21 protein-coding genes and 1 pseudogene are annotated in these 24863 nt (G+C 72.2%); 7 read left to right on the top strand and 15 right to left on the bottom strand.

The features are described from left to right. Window positions 1-22: 22 nt before the first annotated feature. On the bottom strand, window positions 23-742 hold the full coding sequence (locus tag OG842_RS08000) for a 4'-phosphopantetheinyl transferase family protein (protein ID WP_266728810.1): 720 nt from the start codon (window positions 740-742) through the stop codon (window positions 23-25). Window positions 743-1043: 301 nt separating this feature from the next. Between OG842_RS08000 and OG842_RS07995 the strand changes: the two genes are divergently transcribed. Beyond that, window positions 1044-2267 carry an FAD-dependent oxidoreductase gene (locus OG842_RS07995; protein ID WP_266728808.1) on the top strand — a complete coding sequence of 408 codons (1224 nt, stop codon included), beginning with the start codon at window positions 1044-1046 and terminating at the stop codon, window positions 2265-2267. Window positions 2268-2326: 59 nt separating this feature from the next. On the opposite strand, the gene OG842_RS07990 is transcribed toward OG842_RS07995, so the two are convergent. The 8 genes and pseudogenes from OG842_RS07990 to OG842_RS07955 all read right to left on the bottom strand — a co-directional run bounded on the left by OG842_RS07990 (window position 2327) and on the right by OG842_RS07955 (window position 12700). Further along, the gene (locus tag OG842_RS07990; RefSeq protein ID WP_266728806.1) at window positions 2327-4330 is read right to left on the bottom strand and encodes an oxidoreductase; all 2004 of its coding nucleotides are present in this window, start codon (window positions 4328-4330) and stop codon (window positions 2327-2329) included. A gap of 43 nt (window positions 4331-4373) precedes the next feature. Then, entirely contained in the window at window positions 4374-5207 is an 834-nt protein-coding gene (locus OG842_RS07985; RefSeq protein ID WP_266728804.1) for an SDR family oxidoreductase, read from the bottom strand. Beyond that, the gene (locus OG842_RS07980; protein WP_266728802.1) at window positions 5204-6388 is read right to left on the bottom strand and encodes an acyl-CoA dehydrogenase family protein; all 1185 of its coding nucleotides are present in this window, start codon (window positions 6386-6388) and stop codon (window positions 5204-5206) included. The genes OG842_RS07985 and OG842_RS07980 overlap by 4 nt, the downstream gene beginning before the upstream one ends. Then, window positions 6385-9336, bottom strand: coding sequence for a 3-phosphoshikimate 1-carboxyvinyltransferase (gene aroA, locus OG842_RS07975; RefSeq protein ID WP_266728800.1), 2952 nt, complete (start codon window positions 9334-9336; stop codon window positions 6385-6387). Before aroA ends, OG842_RS07980 begins: the two co-directional genes overlap by 4 nt. A gap of 42 nt (window positions 9337-9378) precedes the next feature. Next, window positions 9379-9633, bottom strand: coding sequence for an acyl carrier protein (locus tag OG842_RS07970; protein ID WP_266728798.1), 255 nt, complete (start codon window positions 9631-9633; stop codon window positions 9379-9381). A gap of 85 nt (window positions 9634-9718) precedes the next feature. Continuing rightward, window positions 9719-10729: pseudogene (locus OG842_RS07965) on the bottom strand (beta-ketoacyl-ACP synthase III); the annotation flags it as partial. Beyond that, window positions 10726-11778: a 3-oxoacyl-ACP synthase III family protein gene (locus tag OG842_RS07960; RefSeq protein WP_266728794.1), complete on the bottom strand. Its 1053-nt coding sequence runs from the start codon at window positions 11776-11778 to the stop codon at window positions 10726-10728. The pseudogene OG842_RS07965 and the gene OG842_RS07960, both read right to left, overlap by 4 nt. Before the next feature lie 46 nt (window positions 11779-11824). Then, window positions 11825-12700: an arylamine N-acetyltransferase family protein gene (locus OG842_RS07955; RefSeq protein WP_266728792.1), complete on the bottom strand. Its 876-nt coding sequence runs from the start codon at window positions 12698-12700 to the stop codon at window positions 11825-11827. Between the two features lie 290 nt (window positions 12701-12990). Here OG842_RS07955 and OG842_RS07950 point away from each other — a divergent pair, with 290 nt between their 5' ends. The 3 genes from OG842_RS07950 to fabG all read left to right on the top strand — a co-directional run bounded on the left by OG842_RS07950 (window position 12991) and on the right by fabG (window position 14786). Continuing rightward, complete coding sequence (locus OG842_RS07950; RefSeq protein ID WP_266728790.1) at window positions 12991-13446, top strand: PaaI family thioesterase; 456 nt, start codon at window positions 12991-12993, stop codon at window positions 13444-13446. A gap of 16 nt (window positions 13447-13462) precedes the next feature. Further along, the gene (locus OG842_RS07945) at window positions 13463-14020 is read left to right on the top strand and encodes a flavin reductase family protein (RefSeq protein ID WP_266728789.1); all 558 of its coding nucleotides are present in this window, start codon (window positions 13463-13465) and stop codon (window positions 14018-14020) included. A gap of 61 nt (window positions 14021-14081) precedes the next feature. Beyond that, entirely contained in the window at window positions 14082-14786 is a 705-nt protein-coding gene (fabG, locus tag OG842_RS07940) for a 3-oxoacyl-ACP reductase FabG (protein WP_266728787.1), read from the top strand. A gap of 79 nt (window positions 14787-14865) precedes the next feature. On the opposite strand, the gene OG842_RS07935 is transcribed toward fabG, so the two are convergent. From OG842_RS07935 to OG842_RS07915, 5 genes are all read right to left on the bottom strand, one after another. Continuing rightward, entirely contained in the window at window positions 14866-15150 is a 285-nt protein-coding gene (locus tag OG842_RS07935; RefSeq protein WP_328512146.1) for a chorismate mutase, read from the bottom strand. Beyond that, entirely contained in the window at window positions 15147-15599 is a 453-nt protein-coding gene (locus tag OG842_RS07930) for a MaoC/PaaZ C-terminal domain-containing protein (RefSeq protein ID WP_328512145.1), read from the bottom strand. The genes OG842_RS07935 and OG842_RS07930 overlap by 4 nt, the downstream gene beginning before the upstream one ends. After that, window positions 15596-16054, bottom strand: coding sequence for a MaoC family dehydratase N-terminal domain-containing protein (locus OG842_RS07925; RefSeq protein WP_266728781.1), 459 nt, complete (start codon window positions 16052-16054; stop codon window positions 15596-15598). Before OG842_RS07925 ends, OG842_RS07930 begins: the two co-directional genes overlap by 4 nt. Further along, complete coding sequence (locus OG842_RS07920; protein ID WP_266728779.1) at window positions 16051-17463, bottom strand: class I adenylate-forming enzyme family protein; 1413 nt, start codon at window positions 17461-17463, stop codon at window positions 16051-16053. The genes OG842_RS07925 and OG842_RS07920 overlap by 4 nt, the downstream gene beginning before the upstream one ends. A gap of 121 nt (window positions 17464-17584) precedes the next feature. After that, window positions 17585-18694: a 3-dehydroquinate synthase II gene (locus OG842_RS07915; RefSeq protein ID WP_266728777.1), complete on the bottom strand. Its 1110-nt coding sequence runs from the start codon at window positions 18692-18694 to the stop codon at window positions 17585-17587. A 469-nt stretch (window positions 18695-19163) separates the two neighbouring features. Between OG842_RS07915 and OG842_RS07910 the strand changes: the two genes are divergently transcribed. From OG842_RS07910 to OG842_RS07900, 3 genes are all read left to right on the top strand, one after another. Continuing rightward, on the top strand, window positions 19164-20759 hold the full coding sequence (locus OG842_RS07910) for a class I adenylate-forming enzyme family protein (protein WP_328512144.1): 1596 nt from the start codon (window positions 19164-19166) through the stop codon (window positions 20757-20759). After that, window positions 20756-21985, top strand: a complete 1230-nt coding sequence (gene hemA / locus OG842_RS07905; protein WP_266728773.1) for a 5-aminolevulinate synthase — start codon at window positions 20756-20758, stop codon at window positions 21983-21985. The genes OG842_RS07910 and hemA overlap by 4 nt, the downstream gene beginning before the upstream one ends. A gap of 140 nt (window positions 21986-22125) precedes the next feature. After that, window positions 22126-23661, top strand: a complete 1536-nt coding sequence (locus OG842_RS07900; protein ID WP_328512143.1) for a long-chain-fatty-acid--CoA ligase — start codon at window positions 22126-22128, stop codon at window positions 23659-23661. 83 nt (window positions 23662-23744) lie between these two features. On the opposite strand, the gene OG842_RS07895 is transcribed toward OG842_RS07900, so the two are convergent. Beyond that, complete coding sequence (locus OG842_RS07895) at window positions 23745-24860, bottom strand: LLM class flavin-dependent oxidoreductase (RefSeq protein WP_328512142.1); 1116 nt, start codon at window positions 24858-24860, stop codon at window positions 23745-23747. Between the last annotated feature and the right edge of the window lie 3 nt (window positions 24861-24863).

The following is a 24863-nucleotide window of genomic DNA, read 5'->3' as shown; positions in this document are numbered from 1 at the left end:
TGAAATCCTCCTGTGTGGAATATCAACTGCAGGCTGGGACGGCAATTGCGGACATGAGGTCGGCTCGGGCGGGCAGATCGGTGACCGACCAGGTGTCGAATTCGCATCCCGTAACCCTGTGGTTCACTTTTGCGCCGGCCCGCCCGGGGTCCACGTCGATCGCCCCGAGTTCGGCTTCGATGCCTATTCCGCTGGCCTTGACGACCGCTTCCTTCCTGGTCCAGCAGCGGATGAACTCGGCGGCGCGGAATTCCGGCGGAACTCCGCCGATATGGCGCCGTTCGCCCGCGCTCAGGATCGCGGGCGTGAGCGAGGACACATCCATCGGGCGCACCCGCTCCAGATCGACCCCCACCCGGACGCCCTCGGCGGCGGCACACACCCAGTGCGGGCCGGACCGGGAGAGGCTGAACTCCCAGCGCGTGCCCGGTCTGCTGATGTACGGCCGGCCGTGGCCCGCGCGACCGCAGCCGGCGCACGGGCGCCGGCCGAACCGGATCCGCGCCGGGTCGCACCCCAGGATTCCGGCGAGACACCGTCGCACCTCGGCGTGCGCGGTGGCGTAGTGCACGGAACGTAGCGGGTCGCGAAAGGCCGCGACTCTTCTGCGCTCCTCGGCAGAGAGGATGTCGAGATCGCCGGATGCGACTCGTCCGGTGGATCGCCCGTGCCGGACCACCACTCCGTCCGGTACGTCGGCGCGGGCGAATTGTTTCAAAAGATCCGCTGCGAACGTGCTCATAGGAAACGAAACACCCCCCGTGTTCGTGCAGGGCCGGCTCTCGTCGGCTCGCTGCGTTCTCAATGCAACACGGCTCCGCTGTACTTCCGCTGTACGTTCCAGATCCCGCGATGCCCGCATATGAATGTGACTCTTCGTAACCCCCCGTTCATTCCGCCGACGCCGGTCGGGCTGCCCGATCGGGTAGCCCGGAGGTGGCAGCGGCGGACTCCGGAAGGCCCCCTCGGGTCGGCCTCCCGACAGGGCGCCGGCTGCTGTGAGGATGCTCTCGAATCTGCCGACGCCTGTACGGAGGCCATCGATGACGACAACAGATCCCGACCTGAGCGGCCTGGAAACGGACGTGTGCGTGGTCGGCGGCGGAGCCACCGCCCTGTACGGCGCGCTGCTGTGCGCGAGGGCCGGCCAGTCGGTCGTACTGGTCTTCTCCCAGCCCGAGTTCGAGGCCGCCGGGGCGGGGATCTCACCGCTGCTGGCCCCGCCGACTCTCGGACTGCTGGCCGCCTCGGGCATCGACGAGCAACTCACCGCGGCCGGCCGGAAGGTCTTGGGCGTGGACGACCACGGCAGCACGGGAATGCTCTCCCGCTGGCGGTACGCCGACCACGCCGGGATCGCCCGGCCGTACGGTCTCACCGTGCCGACCGGGACCACCGTCCAGGCACTGCTCGCCGAGCTGCGCGCGCAGCCGCGTGCCACCGTGCTGACCGGCGAAGGTGTCGTCTCGGTGGAGCAGGACGACGAGCGCGTCGTGCTCGGCTTCGAACGGGCCGCCGGGCAGGACGGCGGCGTGCCCGCGCGGCGACGCATCGCGGCCCGTTACGCCGTGGCCGCCGACGGCCGGCAGTCCGCGCTGCGCGACCTGGTGGGCGTCCGGCTGGAGGTCTCGGCCTTCGACCGGCCGGCCTGGCTGCTGGTCGCACCGGATGTACCGGGGCGCGAATCCGTCCTGCTGGTACGCCACCGGGCTCCGCGCGCCCTCTTCACCATCCCCACTCCGGGCCCCTCGTCGGCCATTGTCTGGTCGCCCGACCGGGACCAGGAGAAGCAACTGGAACAGGGCGGTCCGGCCGAGCTGGCCGAACAGATCAAGGAGGTCGACCCCGAGCTGTCCGAGTGGCTGGGCACGGTCGGCGGCCGTACCTCGCCGGTGATGCGGCTGGGTTTCTCGCTCTGGCGGGCTCCCTCCTGGCGGGTCGGCCGGGTGCTGCTGGTCGGTGAGAGCGTGCACGGGCTCCACACGCTCGGCGGCCAGGGGCTCAACCAGTCGCTGCAGGGTGCCGCGTCGGCGGCCAGGGCGATCGGCAAGGCCCTCACCTCCGGCGACCCGGCGGCGATCGAGGACTACGAGCGGGTGCGCCGCCCGCACGTCGAACGGCTGCAGGACCTCCAGTGGAATCTGCAGGCGCTGGGCTACGGCACCACACCGGCGGTGAAGGGCGCGCACGAGGACTTCATCGACGTGATGACCGCACTGCCCCCGGAGCTCGTCGCGCAGCTCGGCGGGAGAGATGTCCGGGCCTGAGCACGCGTACGGAACCGATGGAGGGCGTCCCCGGCCGGGGACGCCCTCCGGCCGCGGTGTCAGCGGCCCGGCGTCGGAACCCGCCGCTCCGGCGAGCGGGGCACGGACGGGGCTCTTCCGCTCCCGAGTTCGTACGCGGCCCGCAGCCCCTGCTCGACCGCGCGGACGGCGTTCAGGCCGCGGGCGTCGGCCGCGCCGCCCACCAGCCGGAACGGGATGCCCAGCCCGGTCAGCGGCGGACGCAGGCCGTCCGCCGGAACCTGCCCGGCCGCGATCACCACCGAGTCGGCGGGCAGCAGCCGCCGCACCCCGTCCATGTCGGTCAGCAGGACCCCGCCCGGCAGGACGGCCTCGTAGCGGACACCGGTCAGCCACTCGGCGCCGTGCCGTCTCAGCTCGGCCAGCACCGCCCAGCGGGTGCTGCGGCCCATGCCGTCGCCGATCCGGCCCGAGCGGCGCAGCAGCGTCACCGAGCGGAGCGGTGTCAGCAGATGCGCCAGGTCCACGGCGATGCCGCCGCCGCCGATCACCACGACCCGTTCGCCCAGCGCTTCCGGGCGGGCGAACGCCTGCCGGTAGTCGACGACGTGGGGCAGGTGCTCGCCCGGCAGACCGGCCGGCCGCGGAAGCACCCCCGTCGCCACCAGCACGCCGTCGAAGCGCCGCAGCGACTTGGCCTCCGAGGCGTCGACGGGGTGGTTCAGACGCACCGTCACCCCGAGCCGTCGCAGCTCCCCGGCGAAGTACCCGACAGTGGCGCCGAAGTCCGCCTTGCCGGGGACGAGCCGGGCGAGCCGGAACTGGCCGCCGAGTTCGGCCCCGGCCTCGAAGAGCTCCACCCGGTGGCCGAGCGAGGCCAGCGCCCGAGCGCCCTCCAGCCCGGCAGGGCCGCCGCCGACCACCGCGAAACGGCCACGCCCGGCACTGCGCCGACGCACGGGCACCGGGAACTCGGTCTCCCGCCCGGCCCGCGGGTTGACCAGGCAGGAGACCGGCTCGTCGCCGAGCGAGCGGTCGATGCACGCCTCGTTGCAGGCGATGCAGACATTCGGTGCCGGGCCGTTCACCAGACGGGACTTGCGGACGATCGCCGGGTCGGCCAGGAACGGACGGGCCATGGAGACGAAGTCGGCGTCCCCGCGGGCCAGGACCCGCTCCGCGAGCTCCAGCCGGTTGATCCGGTTGGAGGCGATCACCGGGGTGGACAGTCCGGCCCGCCGCAGCGACCGGCGGATCCGAGTGGCGTGGCCGACCCAGGCGCCCGGCTCCACGATGCTCTGCACCGTCGGCGTCCGGGACTCGTGCCAGCCGACGCCCACGTTGAGCGCCGCGACCCCGGCGCGGGCCAGCAGGCGGGCGAACCGCTGGACCTCGTCCGCAGTACTGGACCCCTCCATCAGGTCGGCGCCGGAGATCCGGAACAGCACGGGGAAATCCGGCCCGGTCGATGCCCGTACGGCGTCCAGCACCGCGAGCGGGAACCGCGTCCGGCGCCGGGCGTCACCGCCCCAGCGGTCCTCGCGCAGATTGGTCAGCGGCGAGAGGAACTGGTTGAGCAGATAGCCCTCGGAGGCCATCACCTCCACCGCGTCGAAGCCCAGCTCGCGGGCGCGCGCCGCGCCCGCCGCGAACGCGTCGAGCAGGTGCGCGATGCCGTCCTCGTCCAGTGCCCGCGGCACCCCGAAGGGGCCCGGCACCGCCGACGGCGCGACCGGGGTGCGGCCGGTCGCCGCCGCCGACGTGTAGCGGCCGGCGTGGAAGAGCTGAAGGGCGATGCGCCCGCCCTCGTGGTGGACGGCGTCCGCCCAGGCCCCGAGGGCCCGGTGCCGGGCGGGGTCGTCGATCCGGGCGTAGTGCCGCCCGCCGGAGCCTTCCGGGCTCACCGCGCAGCCTCCGGTGACGATGAGCCCGGCGCCGCCCCGGGCGCGCTCGGCGTAGAAGGCGGCCATGGCGGCGCCGCCGTCCTCGCGCGTCTCCAGGTTGAGGTGCATGGCACCCATGACGATCCGGTTGGCGAGAGTCAGCCCGCCCATGTCGCCGGGGCGGAACACGTGCTTCAGCACCTGAGGGCCTTTCGTTCGGATCGGACCGGAGCGCGGTGCCTTCTCAGCCCTCCCGGACCGGCCGCGGCGGCAGGCTGAGCGGTGCGGAGGCGTCGGCGAAGAACGGCGGGGCGACCACGCTCAGGCCACCGTCCACCACCAGGGTCTGCCCGGTGACGTACTCCGAGGCGGGCGAGAGCAGGAAGGCGATCGCATCCGCCACCTCCTGGACACTGCCGGGCCTGCCCTTCGGGATCCGGTCGAGCACCGTGTCCATGCTGGGCATGCCGGGCACGCCGTAGAAGAACTCCAGCGAGTCCGAATCGATCAGCCCGCCGTTCACCGCGTTCACATTGACGCCGTACGGAGCGAACTCCAGCGCCATGTAACGCACCCAGGACTCCAGCGCCGCCTTCATCGACCCGAGCGCGGCGTACGTCGGATAGGCGCGGATGCTCCCGTAGCTCGACAGCGCCACGATCCGCCCCCCGTCGTCCATCAGCCGGACGGCCTGCTGGGCGCCGAGCACGAACGGCCGGAGGTTCATCGCGTACGACCGGTCCAGATGGTGCGGCTTCAGATCCATGATGTTCTTGAACGCGCCGGCCGCCGCGTTGGAGACGAAGTGGTCGAGGCGCCCGAACTCCGCCCGCACCGTCGCGAACAGCTCCTCGACGCCCTCCACCGACTCCACGTCCGCCCGCACGGCGAGGCCCCGGCCGCCGGCCTCCTCCAGATCGGCCACCGTCCTGCCCGCCAGATCGGCGTTCTTCTTGTAGTTCACCACCACGGTGGCACCGCCCCGGCCCAGGGTCAGCGCGAGCGCCCTGCCGATCCCCCTGGACGCGCCGGTGATCAGCACGATCCGGTCCTTGAACTGTTCGGCGACGGGGCTCACAGGCCGGCCTCCGCACCGCTCAGGAGCTCCCGGAACACGACCGCCTTCTGGATCTCGTTGGTCCCCTCCTCGAAGCGCTGGGCCCGTGCGTCCCGGTAGACCCGCTCGATGGGGCTGCTCTTCCAGTACCCCGAACCCCCGTGCACCTGAAGGGCCTTGTCGGTGACCCGGGTGAGCATGTCGACCGCCGTCAGCTTGGCCATCGAGGAGAGCTTCGCCGCGTCCCGCCCGCCTGCCTCCCAGCGGCGCGCCGCGTGCAGGGCCAGCTGACGGCTCGCCTCGATATCGGCCTCGTTCTCCGCGAGCATGAACTGCAGGGCCTGACGGGAGGTCAGCGGCTTGCCGAAGGTCACCCGGCCGCGGGCGTACTCCAGCGCCAGCTCCTGGGCCCGGCTCGCCAGCCCCACACAGCTCATCGCCACCGAGATCCGGGACGGCGTCAGGAAACCGCCCAGGGCGACCGCCAGGCCGTCCCCCTCGGCGCCGAGGCGGTGGGCCACCGGCACGGGAGTGCGGTCGAAGGTCAGCCGGGCGTGGTCGGTGCCCACCACGCCCATGGTCTGCGAGGTGTCCTCGACCGTCACTCCGGGAGCGTCGCGCGGCACCATGAGCGCCACCGTTCCCTCGTGGCCGTTGCTGCCCGCCACCCGCGCGGCCAGCAGCCAGTAGTCGCAGCGCACTCCGAAGGTGATCAGGTGCTTCGCGCCGGTCAGGTAGTACGTGTCGCCTTCCCTGACCACGGTCGAGCGCAGGTCCGCGCCGGAGCCGGCCTGCGGTTCGGTCAGCGTGAAGGCGACCCTGATCCGGCCCGCGACCGAAGGCAGCACGAACCGCTCGCGCTGCTCGGGGGTGGCGAACCCGTCCATCGCCCGCCAGGTGCCGTTGACCACGTGGACGATCATCCGGATCGAGGCGTGCGAGCGGGCGAACAGCTCGATCAGCTCCATCCACTGCGGGAACGAGACGCCACGCCCGCCGTACTCGGGTGGCGCGGCCAGCGACAGATAGCCGCGCTCGCGCAGCTCGGTCCACAGATCCTCCGGCACCGTGCCCGAGGACTCGATCCGGTCGGCCCACGCCTCGGCGGGCCCGGCGACGTACTCGGCGATCTCGGCCCGGAGCCGCGCGAACACCGCCGGGTCGAGGGCCGGTGTGCGGGGGGCGACGTCTGTGGCGTTCATGCGTGCTGCTCCTCGGGGACGGTCCGGAGCGGGGCGTCGGCCCGCTGCCGGAGGACGAACTTCTGTACCTTGCCTGCGGGGTTGCGCGGCAGGCGGTCCACCAGCCGCAGCCGCTCCGGCCAGTAGTGCTTGGAAACCCGGTGCTGCTCCAGGTACTTGCGCATCGCGTCCAGATCGAGGTCGCCGCCCTCGGCGAGCACGACGAAGGCGCAGGCACGTTCGCCGAGCCGCTCGTCGGGCATCCCGACCACCGCCACCTCGTCGACCGAGGGATGCCGGTGCAGCAGTTCCTCCATCTCCGCGACCGGGACCTTCTCGCCGCCCCGGTTGATGACGTCCTTGACCCGGCCGGTGATCCGCAGGCAGCCGTCGGCACCGATCACCGCGAGATCACCGGTCCGGTACCAGCCGTCCCCGGTCCACACCTCGGCGGTGAGGTCGGGGCGGTCGAGATAGCCGACGAAGGGCGTCGGGGTGTGGATCTCCAGATTGCCCTCGTGGCCGGCCGCGAGCACCGTGCCGGTGTCGTCGGTTACCCGCAGCCGGACACCGTCCATCGCGCGGCCGTCGGAACCCCACGTCGTCGAGGGCTCGTCGTCCGGAGCGGACAGCGCCCCCAGACACGTCTCGGTGGTGCCGAACGCCCCGCACACGGAGGCGCCCAGCACCCGCGTCGCCCGCTCGGCGAGATGGCGCGGCACGGCGGCACCGGCGACCACGAAGATCCGCAGCGTGGACGGGACCGGCCGGCCGTCCGTGACCTCCCGCACCAGGTCGGCCAGGAACGGGGTCGCCGCCTGGACGAAGGTGCCACGGTGCTCGCGCAACGCCCGCAGGGCCGTCCCGGCGTCCCACTGCGCCTGCACCAGTTGGGGCACGCCCAGCGTTACGCCCAGCCACATGCCGTAGAGGAAGCCGGTCTGATGGGCCAGCGGGGAAGGAATGTGGACGACGTCGCTGTCGTCGAGACCCAGCCGTTCGATCTGGAGGCGGACCGCGTGGGCGAGGGTGTCGTGGCGGTGCAGCACGCCCTTGGGCTCGCCGGTGGTGCCGGAGGTGAAGAGCAACTGGGCGAGCGCGTCGGGAGCGGGGCCGCGGCCGGCGAGCGCCGCGGGGTCCGGCTCGGCGGCGGTGACCGTGGCGTTCCAGTCCGACCAGCCGAGTCCCGCGCCTTCGGCGGGCAGCTCCACCGGGGCACGGTCGGCGGAGACCACCGAAACGTGGCGCAGCGCGCCCCGCGCGGCCGGGTCCTCGGCGAGCCAGGCCGCGGTCTCCCGGCCGTGCTCGCGGTTGCGGAAGCGGTCGGGGACCAGCAGCACCCGCGCGCCGGAGCGCCTCAGGGCGAAGGCCAGTTCACGCTCGCGGAAGATCGGCATCAGCGGGCAGCAGACTGCACCGATCCGCAGCACCGCCAGCGAGACCTCGACGAACTCGGCCCAGTTGGGCAGCTGGTAGGCAACCGGTTCGCCCGGCTCGACGCCGAGGGACAACAGGGTCGCGGCCGCCCGGTCCACCCGTCGGTCCAGCTCACGCCAGGTGAGCGAGGTGTCGCCGCCCCGGCGCACGTCCACCACGGCGGTGGCGTCCGGCCGCTGCCGGGCCCAGTGCCGCAGCAGGTCGGGCAGCGATTGCGGCGGGGTGGCGGGCGCGGCCGATCCGACGGACATCCGGAGCCCGAGGCCGGTCATGTCGTCCAGGAAGGCCGGGTAGGAGATCCGGTAGGCGCGCGGGTACGTCAGGGTGCTGGTACCACGGGCCCTGGTGCCGGCCAGTGCGAGCGACATCAGCACCCGGTGGTCGTTGTACGAGGAGAGCCCGGCGCCCTCCAGCCCGCTCACCCCACGGACCAGCAGCCGGTCACCCGCCACGCGGAGGTCGCCGCCCATGCTGTTGAGCTGGAGCATCGCCGCGACCCGGTCGGACTCCTTGAGCCGGACGTGGCCGATGTGCTCGAAGACCGTCTCGCCCGCCGCGAAGGTCGCCAGCGTGGCGAGCGCCGGGAGCATGTCGGGAATGCCCCGGCAGTCCACGGTGGTGGCGCGCAGCCGGACGCCGTCATGGCGTATCCGCAGGCCGCCCGCCCGTTCGTCGAGCTCCATGGGCACGCCCATCCGCCCGACCACGTCGAGGAAACGCGCCTCGGGGTGGTCCACGGGGTCGCCGTCGAGCCGGGTGATGCCGCGCAGCAGTACGTCGGAGGGGTGAAGGGCGGCGGCGACGATGCCGAACGCGGCGGAGCCGAGGTCCGGCGGGATCGTCAGATCGGTCGGGACGGCCCGCTGGCCGGGTTCGATCTCGAACCGCCGCCAGTCGTCGGAGACGTCCACCCGCAGACCGAAGCGGCGCATCATCGCCACCGTCAGCTCGATGTACGGCTGCTCGTTGACCTGGCCCCGCACCTCGATGACGGTGCGCCCGGTGGCGAACGGGGCGAGCAGGACCAGTCCGGACACCCACTGGGAGAGGGTGCCGGGAACGACCACCCGCCCGCCGGACGGCCGGCCCGGCCGCACGTGCACCGGAGGGCAGCCGTCCGCCGAGTCCAGCCGGACGCCCAGCTCGCGCAGGGCGTCCAGCAGCGGACCCACCGGCCGGCGCTGGAAGTACTTCTGGCCGGTGACGGTGACGGGGGAGCCGGCGAGCGAGGCGAGACCCAGCATGAAGTACAGAGTGGTCCCGGAACTGCCGGCCGAGACGCTGTCGCGGCGCGGGCGGTAGGGACCGCCCCGCACGACATAGCTGTCGCCCTCGACGGTGATCCGGGTGCCGAGGTCGCGCAGCAGCCGGATGGTGTACTGCACATGGCGGGCGTCGGAGACGCCGGTGATCCGGCTGGTGCCCTCGGCGAGCGAGGCGAGTATCAGGGCTCGGTGCACGTGGTACTTGGAATGCGGAACCGTGAGCTCACCCCTGAGTGGCTGCCGGTTCGGCCTGAGCGTGAGATGCATGAACTGCCTTTCCGGCTCGGCGGGTCGGGGCGGGGCGGCGGCTCATTCCGGGATCGCGCCGTGCTCCAGGTAGGCGACGGCGCGGCCCACCGTGCTGAGCCGGTCGAAGATCTCGTTCGGCACCTCGACGCCGAAGCGGCGCTGGACCAGGACGAACACGGACACGATCGACAGCGAGTCGAGTTCCAGGTCGTCGACGAACGAGGACTCCAGGGCCACCTGGTCGGCCGGGATCTCGGCGACCTCGTCGAGGATCTCCTTGAGGATCTGCAGGGTGTCGCTCTGAACGGTGCTCATGGTCGGTCTCCTAGCGGACGTGACGGGTGTCATCGGTGGGTTCGGGAGGCGCGGTGGCCGGTACGGGCGCGGTCACCGGCGCCGAGGGCAGCCGGATCACCTGGCCCGCCCAGACGAGGCCGGTCCCGAAGGACAGCAGCAGGGCGAGGCCGCCCGGCGTCGCGGCGCCGGTGGCGAGCATCTCCTGCATGGCGAGCGGGATGGACACGGCGGAGGTGTTGCCGTGGGTCTCGATGCTGCGGGCCACCGAGACGTGGTCCGGCAGCTTCAATTCGCTGACCAGCTGGTCGGTGATCCGGGCATTGGCCTGGTGCGGGATGAAGGAGTCGAGCGCGTCGGTGCTCACCCCGGCACGTTCCAGGGCGCGCTCGGCGACCGGGCCGAGGTGGTACGCGGCCCACCTGAACACCTCGCGGCCGTTCATGGTGATCCGCGGCCAGGGGGCGTCCGGGGCGTCCCGCAGCGCGCTCCAGGACGCGCTCTGGCGGATGGTGTCCTTCTGGGAGCCGTCCGAACCCCAGGCGACCGGGCCGATGCCGGCCTGCCCGCTCGGGCCGACGACGACCGCGCCGGCGCCGTCACCGAACAGGAAGGCGGTGCCCTTGTCCCGGGTGTCGGTCAGCTCGGACAGCCGTTCCACCGCGATCAGCAGGACGTACGAGGCGCTCTTGGCGGCCACCATGTCGGAGGCCAGGGCGAGGCCGTAGCAGAAGCCGGCGCAGCCCGCCGAGATGTCGAACGCGCCGGGGGCCGGTGCGCCGATCCGGTCCGCGACCCCGGCCGCGAGCGAAGGGAACTGGTGCAGGTGCGAGACGGTCGAGACGACGACGCAGCCCACCCGGTCCGCGGTGATCCCGGCGTTCTCCAGGGCCCGTTCGGCGGCGGTGGCGGCCATGAACTCCACCGTCTCCGACGGGTCGGCCCAGTGCCGCAGCCGGATGCCGGAACGGCTGCGGATCCACTCGTCCGAGGAGTCGATCCGCTCGCAGATCATCGCGTTGGTGACCGGCCGCGAAGGCAGGTAGGTACCGAGTCCCAGCACAGCGGTCGCCGCGCCGCGCAACGTCGCGGCGCCCGCGGTCGAGGAGGTGCTCACGACGCGACCGCCACGGGCTCGAAGTCCTCCGGGCCGCACCAGCGCACCAGCGCGGCGCCCATGCTGAAGCCGGAGCCGAACGCGGTCAGCACCACCTGGTCGCCGGGGGAGAGACGGCCGAGCTCCTCGGCCTCCCTGAGCACCAGGGGCACACTGGCGCCCGAAGTGTTCCCGTACTTCTGGATGTTGATGACCGTCCGGTCCATCGGCACACCGAGTTCGCGCATGATCCCCTGCAGGATGTACAGGTTCGCCTGGTGCAGCGCGAAGAGGTCGATGTCGTCGGCGGTCCTGCCCGCGGTGTCCAGCAGCTCCTGGATGAACCCCGGCACCCGGCCGACCGCGAACCTGTGCACGGCCTTGCCGTCCAGCGAGCCGAAGTTGTCGCCGAAGCCGCTGCTCATGGGGGTTCCGTCGCGGCGTTGGCGCTTCTCGCGGGTCACCCAGACCGATTCGTAGCCGGACGGGTCGCTGCGCAGCAGCGTGGTGCCGATCCCGCGGTCGGGGGTGCAGCGCTCCAGGAGGTAACAGGCCGCGCCGTCGCCGAAGATGACCGCCGGCCCGGGGTCCTTCCAGTCCATCGTCCGGGTGCTGACATCCGCCATCACCACGGCGACCCGGCGGAACTGGCCGGTGGCGACGTACTTCGCGCCCACGTCCAGGGCGAACACCCCGCCCGGGCAGGCACCGCTGTTGATGTCGAAGCCGGTCGCGCCGGTCGCACCGGCCTTGCGGATGACGAGCATCGCGGTGGGCGGCGTCATGTTGTCCGGCGTGTACGTCCCGCAGACGACCAGGTCGACGTCGGCCGGAGTGATCCCCGAACGGTCGCAGGCGTCCAGCAGCGCCGCCGTGCCGAGATCCGAGGTCCACTCGCCCTCGGCGGCCATCCGGCGGTTCTCCACGCCGATGTTCGCCCGGATCCAGTCGTCCCGCGTCAGGAGGATCTCCTCCAGATCGGCATTGCTGAGATTCTTCTCCGGCAGGTAGCGGCCGATGGCCCGGATGCCCACGCCCCAGGGTCGCTCTTCGGTGCCCGAACTATTCATGATTGGTCTGCAACTCACTTTCGGAATGGAGAAGTCGAACGCGGGATCAGACGATTCGGCGCCGGGATTCTCGACGGTTCGCCCGTGCCTTCTCCCAGGCGGCGACCGCCTTTTCCACCAGATGCGGATGTCCGTGCAGCACCTCGGCCAGGGCCCGCTCCGCCTCGGCGGAATCGGCGAGGAACTCCAGCTCCTGCCGGCCGTCCCGCGCGCGCAGGAAGTTGTCGCCCATCACCACGAGCTTCCCGTCGGGCAGCACCCGGGAGCAGAGCACCGTCCCCGCGAGCGGGGAGTCCTCGTTGGTGCGGTGGAAGTCGACGATCCAGGCGTAGTCGGCGACTTCCAGGTGCTCGTGACCGATCCGGTAGACCGGCCCCCAGACCCCGTCCGCGCCGGCGCGCAGTACCGTGCGGTAGCCGTCGCGTTCCACCATCCGGAACCGCCAGCCGCCCTGCTCCTGCGGTTCGTCGGCCATCAGCAGCGGTTCCGGCGGGGAGAGCATCAGGAAGCCGACGTCGACCAGCCGGCTGCGCCCCTCGGCCTCGACGACGAGTGCCAGATGGTCCCAGTGCGGCCACCACTCGTTGCTGACCCGCCACATCTGGCCGGCCACCAGACGCACGCCGAACCCGAGGGTGCGCAGGAACTCGCCGAACAGGGGCGTGGTCTCCAGGCACGTCCCGCCGCGCCGCCGGCGCACCACCCGGTCGAAGGTGGCCGCGAGGTCCAGCGTCGGTACCTCGCCGTCGAGCGTGTCGAGCATTTCGTACGGAATCGCGAGCAGATGGGCCGAGCACAATGCCCGCAGGCATTCGGCACTCGCCTCCAGCGGCCCGTCGTATCCCAGGCGGCGCACGTACTCGTTCCACGGGAACGCGTCGGAACCCGAAGACGTGGACGAATTGAATGCGGCGGATTCCAAGGGATTCTCCGATGGCTGTGGATACGGGAGTCACGTGGTGACCGGCCTTTGCCGTGATGAAGTCTCGGGGGAGTGCGTCGCCGGCCATAAGGCCCGACTGCCCTGACCGAAGGTGCAGCCCGATGCCCCTGCCCCCGCGGTGAGATTCGGGCAGGTGGATCAGGTCTTGGCGGCTCCCGCCGGGCGGGCGACAGTACGCAGGACACCGGTCGGCGGTGGGGACTTCGCCCCCCGCCGGACGGGATCCGCGGGCGTCCCGCGGAGTGCCCCGCGACCCTGGAGAGGCGACGATGAACAGCAACGCCGTGGAAGCGGACGGGGCCGGCGCGGCCCGGCGCCCGGCGAACCGCAGCATCCTGTCGGTGCCGCCCGAGCTGGCCGACGAGCAGCTGATCGCCCGGATGGGCATCGAGATCACCTCGTGGGACGCCGACCGGATGGTCGGCACCATGCCGGTGGCGGGCAACCGCCAGCCGTTCGGCTGGCTGCACGGCGGCGCCAACGCCGTCCTCGCCGAGACGCTCGGCTCGCTGGCCGCCGGAATGCACGTTGCACCCCGTGGCGCGGTCGCCGGGCTCGAACTGTCCTGCACACACCACCGGTCGGCGCGCAGCGGACTCGTCACCGGGGTCTGCACGCCGCTGCACCGCGGCGACCGGGTGGTCACCTACCAGGTCGAGATCACCGACAGCCGGTCCCGGCTCACCTGCACGGCAAGGCTGACCTGCCTGATCAGCAAGCGCTGAAACGAGAGGCGGTTCCATGTCCACGCACACCGCGCGGCGCGCGGGCGCCACCGCAGGCCACGACCGCGACCGGGGGACGGTGCCGGAGCGGACCGACTTCCGCCGGGCGATGGGCCTGCTGCCCACCGGAGTCGCCGTGGTCACGGTCGGCTGCGGCGAGCAGACGGAGGCGGTGACGGTCGGTTCGCTGCTGTCCGTGTCGCTGGACCCGGCGCTCGTCCTGGTGAGCCTCGGCTCGACCGGGCGTCTCGTCGAGGCCATCGACCGGGTCGGCGGTTTCGCCGTGAACGTCCTGACGACGGATCAGAGCGATTTGTCCGCCTGCTTCGCCTCCCACGACCGGCCGCACGGCAGGGGTGCCGAGGAGCGGCTCGGGGGCGTGGCCGGTGCGAGCGGGCACGTACTGCTCCGTGACGCGGTGCTCTCGATGGAGTGCCGCACGGAGCACCGCTATCCGGGCGGCGACCATGTGCTGTTCCTCGGCCGGGTCGACGCACTGCACACGGCCGGAGCGGCCGGTTCGCCGCTGGTGCACCACCGCGGCGCCTACACCTCGCTGAAGGACCCGTGCTGAGCCCGGCCCGGCCGGCCCCGGACGCGTCCTCGGGAAGTCCCACGACGAAGGAGCGGAACAGATGGCACGTTCGATACTGGTCACCGGTGGCAACCGGGGCATCGGCCTGGCGGTGGCCCGCAGGTTCGCGGCGAACGGGGACAAGGTGGCCGTCACTCACCGGGGCTCCGGCGCCCCCGACGGCCTGTTCGGCGTCAAGTGCGACGTGACGGACGGCGCGGAGATCGCCAGGGCCTTCGCCGAGGCGGAGGAGGCCCACGGACCGGTCGAGGTGGTGGTGGCGAACGCCGGCATCACCGAGGACGGCCTGCTGATGCGCATGGGCGACGAGCAGTTCCGGCGGGTGCTCGACACCAACCTCGGCGGTGCCTTCCGGACCGCCCGGCAGGCGGCCACCGACATGGTGCGGCTGAGGCGCGGGCGGATGGTCTTCATGTCCTCGGTCGCCGGGCTGCACGGATCGGCGGGCCAGGCCAACTACGCCGCGGGCAAGGCGGGAATGGTCGGCCTGGCCCGTTCGCTGGCCCGCGAGTTCGGGCCCAGGGGCATCACCGTGAACGTGGTGGCTCCTGGTCTCATCGACACCGACATGAGCGCACAGCTCAGCGAGCAGCGGCGGAAGGGGATCGTCGCACAGGTGCCACTGGGCCGCACCGGCACCGCGCAGGAGGTCGCCGGGGCGGTGTTCTGGCTGGCCTCGGCCGAGGCGGCCTATGTCACCGGAGCCGTGATCCCGGTCGACGGCGGACTGGGCATGGGGCACTGAGATCCAGGTCCGGGGTACGCAGCGGTGGCCGGCGGAAGAATCCGCCGGCCACCGCTGCGTACCCCGGAATCCGTGCCCTTCAGCGGCCGCCGGCGACCCCCTCGGAGCGGCCGAGTTCGAGCAGCAGCAGGGCGATTGACGCGCCGCGCCGTCCCAGCGCGCCGTGGTAGCCGCGCAGCATCGCGTTCTCGCCGGTGAGGTCGGTCCGCGGGCCGCCGGCCTTCCGGCGCAGCTCTTCGAGTTCGTGCGCGGCCTCGGCGCGGGTCCGGATCAAGTCGATGAGCGCGGTGTCGAGCTCGCCGAGGCGCTCGCGCTCCCGCGCGATCCGGGTGTGCAGGGCCTTGGCCGCGCGGGTTTCGCTCATGCCGGCTCCCCGGGGCGCTCCGGGAGGCGGACGAGCGCGTCGCCCCGCACGGCGAGCGGGCCGTCGACGATCCGGACCGCCACACCGAGCCGGGCCCGGCGCTCGACGCCGTGGCGCCCGGCGGCCTCCTCGACGGCCTTGACCACCCCGGTGCAGCGCAGTCGCCCGTGCACCGGGGCGGGGGCCGAGAAGCGGACGCGGAAGGAGAGCAGGTCCCCGACCGGCACCCACTCGGTGAGCAGCCGCCCGAGCAGGGCCATCGACAGCATGCCGTGGGCGATGACGTCGTCCAGCCCGGCCGCACGCGCGGCGTCGCTGTCGATATGGATCGGATTGTGGTCGCCGGAGGCGCCGGCGAACAGGGCCAGCAGCGTCCTGGTGATCCGCTGCTCGGGCAACTCCGGCAGCTCGGTGCCGACTTCGGCCGTCGACAGACTGAACCCCGTCATGCGGACTCCTTGTCCGGCACGGGGCGGCGGACCGCGATCACCTGGTGCAGCTCGGCCACAGGTTCGCCCGCGGCGTCGGTGACGGAGGTGTCGCGCACGACGAACTCCAGCGCGCCGCCCTGCCGGGAGTACACATCGGTGATGACCGGGGCGAAGGTGAGCCGGTCGCCCGCGTGGACCGTGCGATGGTAGGTGAACCCCTGTTCCACGTGCAGGACACGGGAGAGGTCGACACCGATCGCGTTCAACAGGTCGGGAGCGGCTTCGAGATCGAGGCCGAAGAGGAAAGTGGGCGGTACGGGCAGGTCCGGGTGCCCGGCGGCCCGCGCGGCGGCCGGATCGACGAACACGCCGTCGGCCGCCCCCAGGACCCGGCCGAAGAACTGAAGGCGTCCGCGTTCCACGGTCACCGTGACGGGTTCGGGACCGCTCCCCACGACACTGCGGTCGATCATCGGGCCACCATCCGCCTGCTGTGCTCCCGCGCGGTGTGCAACAGCTCCCGGTTGCGCACCAGCTTGCCGTTGGAGGTGCGCGGCAGCCCCGTCCGGAAGTGGAACGCCTTGGGGATCTTGTGCGGGCTGAGCCGTTCCTTGCACCAGGCCAGCAACTCGGCTCTGGGCAGGGCCCGTTCCACCACCAGATGGGCCTCGATGGCCTCGCCGTAGACGACCACCACCTCACTGACGGCGGTGTGCTCCGCCAGCACCGACTCCACCTCCGTCAGATCGACCTTCAGCCCGCCGATGGCCACCATGGTGTCCGTGCGTCCGGTGATCTCCAGCACGCCGGAACCGGCCCGCACCGTGCAGCGGTCGCGGGTGCTCAGCCAGCCGTCCACGTACCGGTCGTCGGCGTCGGCGTGCAGGTACGGGTTCTCGGGCAGCCGTACCCGCAGGGTGCCGTCGACCACCCCGGTCCGTATGCCCGGCGCCGGCACTCCCACCGCCGGCGGCGCGTCGCGCCCGGTCAGGTCGGTGGCGATGATGCCGGTCTCGGTCATGCCGTACGCCTGGCCGATCCGCACCCCGTACCGCTCCCGGAAGCGGTCGAAGGTCTCGACGGGCAGGATCTCCCCGCCGGACACGGCGAGCCTCAGGTCCGGCAGCGCGGGAGGCTCCGCGACCCGGCCGAGCAGGTCGAAGTGGGCGGGGACGCCGAGCACGGCGTTCACCCGGTGCTCGCCCGCCACCCGCAGCAGCTCCTTCAGCCGCAGACTGCCGACGAAATGCAGCTCGACGCCCGCGGCCAGCGCGTGCAGCACCCCGCCGATCAGGCCGAAGGAATGGGCCAACGAGCTGAGCAGCAGCACGCGTTCACCGGCGCCGGGCATGTCCGGCAGCAGCCCGAAGCGGGCCACCTCGCCGCGCAGCGAATCACCGGTGCGCCCGATCACCTTGGGCAGGCCGGTGGAACCGGAGCTGAACTGGATCAGCCGGTGGGGGCCCTGCGCGGCCCGGCCGGCGGGCCGGCGTTCCACCACGACCTCGCACCCGTCCCGGAACGGGGTGAAGGGCTGCGCGGACGTGCCGGAGGTGAGCCAGAACTGCGGCTCGCACAGCTCCAGCAGCCGGCCGGTCTCGGCCGGAGTGAGCCGCGGGTCGAGCAGCATCACCTGCGCGCCCGCCGTCCACAGAGCGAACAGCGACCAGAGCAGTGTGAAGCTCGGCAGCACCTGAACGGCCACCGTGCTGCCCGCGGTGACCCCGTGCGCCTCCAGTATCCCGCGGGCACGGGACACCTCGTCCCGCAGTGCCTCACGGCTCACGGCGGTCTGCCCGTGCACGGCCCAGGTCCGGCCCTGGTGGTCAGGGTCCGACAGCAGCCCGCCGAGCCACGTCCCGAAGTCCGTTTCGCCCGTCATCACACCTTCCTTTCCTCGGATTCAGGCGCGGCCCCCGGATACGGCCGGAGGCCGGGTCGTGCCGGTGCGGGCCCCGGTCCCCCGTGCGGAACGGGAAGGACCGGGGCCCGCACCGGCCCTCCTACTTCTCGATGCAGAACTCGCCCACGGGCCAGCCGACGTGACGCTTGTCCGTGGCGAGGTACCCGAGCAGCTTGTCGCCGGGCTTCAGCTCGGTGCAGTTGAGCACGGCCGCACCGGGGCCGAGGACCCGTACGTGCCAGTCGTCCTGGAGGGCCAGACTGACCTCGGTGCCGTCGTCGGCCTTCGCCCGGACGGTCAGCAGCGGACGGGACTCCAGCTTCACCCGGCCCACGACGATCCGGCGGGTGCGACCGTCCGCGGTGACCCCCAGCACGGTGCTGCCGGCCTTCAACTCGCTGAGGTAGTTGGTGCGGTTGTCCGCGCCCATGACGTACGAGTGCAGGGCACCTGCGTTGACGCGGAACGGGCGGGTCGGCATGTACGGCAGCGGGTGGGTCTCGCTGACGCACAGCACGAAGCCGTGCGCGTACGAGCCGACCAGGATGCCCTCGTCCTTCTCGAAGTGTGTGCAGGTGTCGACGCAGACCCGGTCGCCGAGGCCGTTGTGCTCGATCGACTCCACCGTGAGCGTGGTCAGTTCGAGGTCCGGCGTGGTGGACCCGAGCAGTGCGGTCAGGCCGAAGACGTCGTTGGCGTCCTTGGGCGCGAGCAGCAGGCCGTCCGATCCCTTCTCCAGGACGTCGACGATGATGCCGGCCTCCTCCAGGTCGCCCGCCTCGCAGATCAGCCGCCCGGCGCTCTTGTCCGCCGCCGCGATCACGATCTCCAGCGGGATCTTGGTCGGGTCGCGGAACCTCACCACGGTGTACGCCAGCGCCTGGGCGGCGGCGCAGGCCACCTTGAGGGTGGCGTCGTCGATCACCTCGACGAAGGCGCCGGCCGCGTCCCCGGCGGTCAGCTTCAGCTTGTCCAGCTCCGCGGCGGACGCGATCCGGGTCAGCACGAGGTCGGCGACGTCTCCCGCCTCCGGCGGGAACACCGCGCCGGGCTCGGCGAGCAGGACCTTCTGGACCGTCGGAGGCAGCGTCGCGAGCGTGTCCAGGCGGTCGTCGAGAACGCCGGCGAGCCGGGCGTGGACCGCGGCGTCGACGACGGCCTCGCGCTGTTCCGCAGCGGTGGTACGGAGGTCAACCCAGGCGAATTTCAACGAGATCATCCTTACTGCGCAGGTCCGGCGGTGTCCGCCGACGGTGGTGGGCCGGTGTCCGAGTGCCCGGCGGTACGAGGGCCCGTCGTCCGGATCGGGCCGGATCCGGACGAAGGGCCCGAGGTGCCTTCCGGGGATGGACTCTTCCAGCGGACACCCGCCCACGACAGGGTCGATAGGGCTGCTCGACCGGGCCCTGACCGGCGGGACGACACCCTGGCCGATCTGCCACCTCCATCGTGCTGCCGCCGCCGAAACCCCCTGACGCGGCACCGCACAGACACCGGCGGACAGCCCCTGACCTGCGCCGACACCCTCCACCATCGGGGAGCGCGCCCTGGTCGGCCGCCCGATCGGGCAGGCCGTCCGAATCTTCTCGCCGTCCTTCGGCGCCGCAATGCTGGCCTGGCGCCGCGGAGGACCGCGACGCCCCGGTCCAGAAGCAGTCGCCCACCGAATCGAGGTCACCATGGTTGTTCCGGACGGCTGGTGGAGCCGGCACCGGGGCTACGCGGCCCGCATCATGTCCGCGCTCGACGCCGACCCCGACCGCACCGCCGTGCACTGGCGGGGGCGGCCCGTCCCGGCGGGGGAGTTCGCCCGCACGGTCACCGGCGCCGCCGGCGCCCTCAGGGATCTGGGAGTGGGGCCCGGCCGCGTGGTCGGCATCCTGGTCGCACCCAACAGCCCGGACATGCTCGCCGTACGCTACGCGGTGCATCTGCTCGGCGGCGCGGTCTGCTACCTGCGCTCCACCAACCCCGGAGACACGTCCCACGTACTGTCCGCCGAAGCCCAGCTGCGCATCCTGCTGGACACCTCCGCCACCGTGCTGTTCACGGACCAGGAGCACGCGGCGCGCGCCGTGCTGCTCGCCGACCGGGCACGCGGCCGGATCGCCGTCACCGGTTCCGGTGTGCGCGGGGCAGGGGTCGTCCCGCCGACCAGCGGGGCGCGGGACGCGGCGGCCGCGGTCTGGGAGCCGGAGGCGCTGGCGCTGATCGCGTTCACCAGCGGCAGCACCGGGCGCCCCAAGGGCATCAGCCTGCCGGCCAGGGCCTGGGACAGCGTGGTGTCGGCCACCGGCGCGTCGATCGGCGAGGGCGACCGGGCCAGGCTGCTGGTCACCACCCCGCTCAGCCACACCGTCGGGCCGATGGCCGACGCGGTGCTCGCCGCGGGCGGCGCCGTCCACCTGCACGAGGAGCTGGACGCGGACGCGGTGCTGCGGACCGTCGCCGAGCACCGGATCACCCGGACCTTCCTGGCCACCACCCACCTCTACCGACTCCTCGACCACGCCCGGACCGAGGACCTAGACCTCACCTCGCTGCGTCAGCTGATCTACAGCGGCAGCGCCGCCGCCCCGGCCCGGATCGCGGAGGCGAACAAGGTGTTCGGCCCCGTTCTGGTGCAGGGCTACGGCACCAGCGAGGGCGGCCGGATCACCCTGCTCGATCCCGGCGACCACCAGGACCCGAGCCTGCTGAACACGGTGGGCCGTCCGTTCCCCGAGGTGGAGGTCACGATCCGCGACCCGGACACCGAACGGGAACTGACCACCGGAACGGCGGGCGAGGTCTGGGTGCGCTCGCCGCACGTGATGGCCGGCTACTGGTCGGACCCCGCGCTCAGCGCCCGTGTGCTGCGCGACGGCTGGTACCGCACCGGCGACATCGGCCGCTTCGACGAGCGCGGATACCTGCATCTGCTGGACCGGGCCGCTGACGTCGTCAAGACCGACGGCGTCAAGGTCTACCCGGCCGTCGTCGAACGCGAGCTGCTGGCGGTGCCCGGAGTGGCGCAGGCCGCCGTGTACGGCGTCCGCGACCTGGACAACGTCGAGCATCTGCACGCCGCGATCGTGCCCCGGCCGGGTGCGCGGGTCGCCGTCGAGGACGTCCGCTCGCGCATCGGTACGGCCCTGTCCCCCCTGCACGTGCCCGAGGAGGTCCTGCTGCTGGACGAACTGCCGCTGAACGCCTCGGGCAAGCCCGACAAACCGCGGCTGCGGTTGCGTGAATCCGTACCGGCTCCCTACACGGAGAGTGAGTTGACCCGATGAACAAGCACCTGGACTTCTTCGCGCGCGAGATGGAGGAATTCGGCGCCCGGCGCCGGGAGTTCCTGGAGATCGGCCGACGCGCCGGCCGGTTCCCGAGTGCCGTGGCGCGGCAGGGGCAGGACGGCACCGACGTGGAGATCAGCGTCTGGTGCAGCAACGACTACCTGGGCATGGGCCAGAACCCGTTCGTCCTGGAAGCCATGAAGAACGCCGTCGACGCCTTCGGCGCCGGATCCGGCGGCTCCCGCAACATCGGTGGCACCAACCACTACCACGTCCTGCTGGAGAACGAGCTGGCGGCGCTGCACGGCAAGGAGGAGGCGCTGATCTTCCCCTCCGGCTTCACGGCCAACGACGGTGCGCTGACCGTGCTGGCGGGCCGGGCGCCCGGCACCCTCGTCTTCTCCGACGAGCTGAACCACGCCTCGATCATCGACGGGCTGCGCCACTCCGGGGCCGAGAAGCGGATCTTCCGCCACAACGACATGGCGCACCTGGAGGAACTGCTGGCCGCCGCGGACCCGGAGCGGCCCAAGCTGATCGTGCTGGAGTCGGTGTACTCGATGTCCGGCGACATCGCACCGCTCGCCGGGACAGCCGCTCTGGCCCGCCGTTACGGGGCGACCACCTTCATCGACGAGGTGCACGCGGTCGGCATGTACGGCCCGCAGGGCGCGGGCATCGCCGCCCGCGAAGGCATCGCCGACGAGTTCACCGTGGTCATGGGCACCCTGGCCAAGGGCTTCGGTACCGCAGGCGGCTACATCGCCGGTCCCGCCGCGCTGATCGATGCCGTCCGCAACTTCTCCCGCGGCTTCATCTTCACCACCTCCATCCCGCCGGCCACCGCCGCGGGCGCCCTCGCGGCCGTCCAGCACCTGCGCTCCTCCGAGCGGGAGCGCACCCGGCTCGCGGCCAACGCCGGTCTGCTGCACCGGCTGCTCAATGAGCGGGACATCCCGTTCGTCTCGGACCAGTCGCACATCGTGTCCGTCTTCGTCGGCGACGACGGCCTGTGCCGGCAGGCATCCGCCCTGCTGCTGGAGCGGCACGGGATCTACGTCCAGCCGATCAACGCGCCGAGTGTGCGGGCCGGCGAGGAGATCCTCCGGGTCGCCCCGTCCGCCACCCACACCACGGGCGACGTGGAGAAGTTCGCCGAGGCGGTCGACGGCATCTGGCGGGACCTCGGCATCCCGCGCGCGCAGGAGCGGGCCGGGCGCTGACCCGCTCCGCGGCCCGCCGGGCCCGTGCGGTGCTCCATACGACGGCGCCGGCCGGACGGGTCACCCCCGTCCGGCCGGCGCCGACGCCTTTGGCGGACCCGGCGGCGGTCGCCGGGCAACGATCGACGAACGGAGTCCTGATGTCTCTCTCGGTGGCGGCGGTCCTTGCCGAGTCCGCGGCACGGCGACCGGACCATCCGGCGCTGATCCTCGGTGATCATGAGCTGACGTATGCCCAACTCTGGTACCAGGCACGGCAGTACGCGACCGTGCTGGCCGACCGGGGGGTGGGTCCGGGTGACCGGGTGGCGCTGCTGCTGCCCAACACGGAGCACTTCCCCATGGCGTACTACGGGGCCCTGGCGATCGGGGCGGTCGTGGTGCCGGTGCACACCCTGCTCAAGGCCGACGAGATCGCGTACGTCCTGGGCGACTGCGGCGCCGGTGTGCTGGTCTGCGCCGGGCCGCTGCTGGAAGAAGGCCGCAAGGGCGCCGGGGCGGCCGGAGTGCCGGTCCTCACCGTCCTCGACGAGGAGGGGCCGCGGGAGTCCCGGCTGGACGCGCTCGCGGAACCGGCCGCCCCGCTCGCCCACTGCCTGCCGCGCCGGCCCGACGACCTGGCGGTGGTGCTCTACACCTCGGGCACCACCGGACGTCCCAAGGGTGCCATGCTCACCCATCTCAACGTCACGATGAACATCGGCGTGACGATGCTCTCCCCGTTCGACTTCACGGCCGACGACATTCTGCTCGCCGTCCTGCCGCTGTTCCACACCTTCGGCCAGATCTGCGGCATGGGCGTCTGCTTCCGCGCCGGCGCGACGATGGTGCTGACGTCCGGTTTCGACGCGGCACGGACGCTGGACCTGATGGTGCGCCGCCGCTGCACGGTGTTCATGGGCGTCCCGACGATGTACATGGCCCTGCTCGACGCTGCCGCCCGCGACCCGCGCCGGCCCGCCCTGGACCGGGCGTTCTCGGGCGGATCGGCACTTCCCGTGACGGTCCTGGAGGAGTTCCAGCGGACCTTCGGCTGCACCGTGTACGAAGGCTACGGACTCACCGAGACCTCGCCCGTGGTCGCCTACAACCAGCGTGCCTGGCCCCCGCGCCCCGGAACGGTCGGCAAACCGGTCTGGGGCGTCGAGGTGGAGATCGCCAGGGCCGATGTGGAGGGCCGGATCGAGCTGCTGCCGGCCGGGGAGGTCGGAGAGATCGTGATCCGGGGGCACAACGTGATGGCCGGCTACCTCAACCGGCCCGAGGCCACCGCCGAAGTGCTGGTGGACGGCTGGTTCCGCTCCGGCGACCTCGGAGTCAAGGACAAGGACGGCTACCTCGGCGTCGTGGACCGCAAGAAGGACATGGTGCTGCGCAACGGGTACAACGTGTACCCCCGGGAGATCGAGGAGGTACTGATGCGCCATCCCGCCGTCGCCCAGGTCGCCGTCGTGGGGGTGCCGGACCCGCGCCACGGCGAGGAGGTCTGCGCCGTGGTCGTCGCCGGTCCGGGATCGTCCCCCGGCGCCGCCCTCGGGGCACGGCTCGTCGACTGGAGCAGGGAGCGGCTGGCGGCGTACAAGTACCCGCGCCGGGTGGAGTTCGTGGACGCGCTGCCGCTCGGCCCCAGCGGCAAGGTCCTCAAGCGGGAACTGGTGGCCCGGTACGGCGGCTGAACCCGTGAACGCGCTGTCCCGCCCGTGCTCCGGAGCACGGGCGGGACAGCGCGTTCACGGGACCGGCGTTCACCGGCCGCCGCCTACCGGGCGGCGGCCCGCTGGGCCCGGGCCTGCTCGGCGACCCACCCGTACGACGCCGCGACGCCGTCCAGCGAGCCGTTGAACCGGGGCGCCACGAAGCGGGCGAACAGCTCGAAGCTGCGCTTCATCGCCTCCCGGTCCGCCCAGTCCAGGACGTTCACCAGCAGCCGGCCGAATCCGCCGGTCGCCTCCTGTACGTCGCGTACCGCGTCGATGCACTCGTCGACCGAGCCGACGATCGTGCTGCGCCGGTCGATCAGCTCGGCCAGGGCCTTGCGGGCCTCCGTCCGCGAGTGCACCGGCGGGGTGCCGAGCAGCCCCCAGTACTCGTTGCGATAGCGCATCCAGCCGTCGACGAGGTCGTCGAGCGCCTGCTCGCGGCTGTCCGCGACATGCACCGACAGGGTGACCCGCCAGTCGGCCCGGTCGATCGTGCGTCCGTGCTCGGCCGCCGAATCCACGGCGTGCTGCCACTGGGCGGCCAGGTCGTCGACGGAGGAGCCCGGCCGGGGCGGGACGCCGAAGGAGAGCGGGGCGGCACCGTACTGTCCGGCCAGCCGCATGCCGAACGGGGAGACGGCGCTGGAGACCGCCAGCGGCAGGCCGGAGGCCCGACGCGGACGCAACTGCAGCCGGGCATCGTGCAGTTCGAACCAGTCGGTGACCTGGGTGACCGGTTCGTCACCGGTGAGCAGCCGGTGGATCACGTCCAGCGACTCGGCGGTGCGACGGCGGGTGTCCGCCGGGTCGATGCCCAGGAAGTGCATGTCGGACGGGATCGAGCCAGCGCCGACACCGAGGGTGAAGCGCCCGCCGGTCAGATGGTCGAGCTGCACGGCCCGCGAGGCCACCATGAACGGGTGGTGGTACGGGAGGCTGACGACCCCGGTGCCGAGCCGGATGCGCCGGGTCCGCTCGGCCGCGGTGGCGATGAACAGCTCGGGCGAGGAGACCGTCCCCCAGCCGGCCGAGTGGTGTTCGCCGACCCAGAGCTCCTCGTAACCCAACTGGTCCAGCCACTCGGCGAGTTCGAGATCGCGCCAGAGGCTCAGCGCCGGGTCCTCGCCCAGCGGGTGCAGTGGCGACAGGAAGGCGCCGAAGCTGATTCTTTCCACGGG

Origin of the sequence: Streptomyces sp. NBC_00376, assembly GCF_036077095.1 — a bacterium.
In the GTDB taxonomy this organism is placed as follows: Bacteria; Actinomycetota; Actinomycetes; order Streptomycetales; family Streptomycetaceae; genus Streptomyces.
Note: the sequence above shows the minus strand (reverse complement) of the source record. Positions and strands in the feature narration are given on the sequence as shown.

Coding starts and splice junctions, on each gene's coding strand:
- OG842_RS07960 (WP_266728794.1), bottom strand. CDS start 11,778: ATGAATAGTTCGGGCACCGAAGAGCGACCCTGGGGCGTGGGCATCCGG.
- hemA (WP_266728773.1), top strand. CDS start 20,756: ATGAACAAGCACCTGGACTTCTTCGCGCGCGAGATGGAGGAATTCGGC.
- OG842_RS07930 (WP_328512145.1), bottom strand. CDS start 15,599: ATGACGGGGTTCAGTCTGTCGACGGCCGAAGTCGGCACCGAGCTGCCG.
- OG842_RS07945 (WP_266728789.1), top strand. CDS start 13,463: ATGTCCACGCACACCGCGCGGCGCGCGGGCGCCACCGCAGGCCACGAC.
- OG842_RS07910 (WP_328512144.1), top strand. CDS start 19,164: ATGGTTGTTCCGGACGGCTGGTGGAGCCGGCACCGGGGCTACGCGGCC.
- OG842_RS07995 (WP_266728808.1), top strand. CDS start 1,044: ATGACGACAACAGATCCCGACCTGAGCGGCCTGGAAACGGACGTGTGC.
- OG842_RS07925 (WP_266728781.1), bottom strand. CDS start 16,054: ATGATCGACCGCAGTGTCGTGGGGAGCGGTCCCGAACCCGTCACGGTG.
- fabG (WP_266728787.1), top strand. CDS start 14,082: ATGGCACGTTCGATACTGGTCACCGGTGGCAACCGGGGCATCGGCCTG.
- OG842_RS07950 (WP_266728790.1), top strand. CDS start 12,991: ATGAACAGCAACGCCGTGGAAGCGGACGGGGCCGGCGCGGCCCGGCGC.
- OG842_RS07970 (WP_266728798.1), bottom strand. CDS start 9,633: ATGAGCACCGTTCAGAGCGACACCCTGCAGATCCTCAAGGAGATCCTC.
- OG842_RS07980 (WP_266728802.1), bottom strand. CDS start 6,388: ATGAACGCCACAGACGTCGCCCCCCGCACACCGGCCCTCGACCCGGCG.
- OG842_RS07935 (WP_328512146.1), bottom strand. CDS start 15,150: ATGAGCGAAACCCGCGCGGCCAAGGCCCTGCACACCCGGATCGCGCGG.
- OG842_RS08000 (WP_266728810.1), bottom strand. CDS start 742: ATGAGCACGTTCGCAGCGGATCTTTTGAAACAATTCGCCCGCGCCGAC.
- OG842_RS07900 (WP_328512143.1), top strand. CDS start 22,126: ATGTCTCTCTCGGTGGCGGCGGTCCTTGCCGAGTCCGCGGCACGGCGA.
- OG842_RS07920 (WP_266728779.1), bottom strand. CDS start 17,463: ATGACGGGCGAAACGGACTTCGGGACGTGGCTCGGCGGGCTGCTGTCG.
- aroA (WP_266728800.1), bottom strand. CDS start 9,336: ATGCATCTCACGCTCAGGCCGAACCGGCAGCCACTCAGGGGTGAGCTC.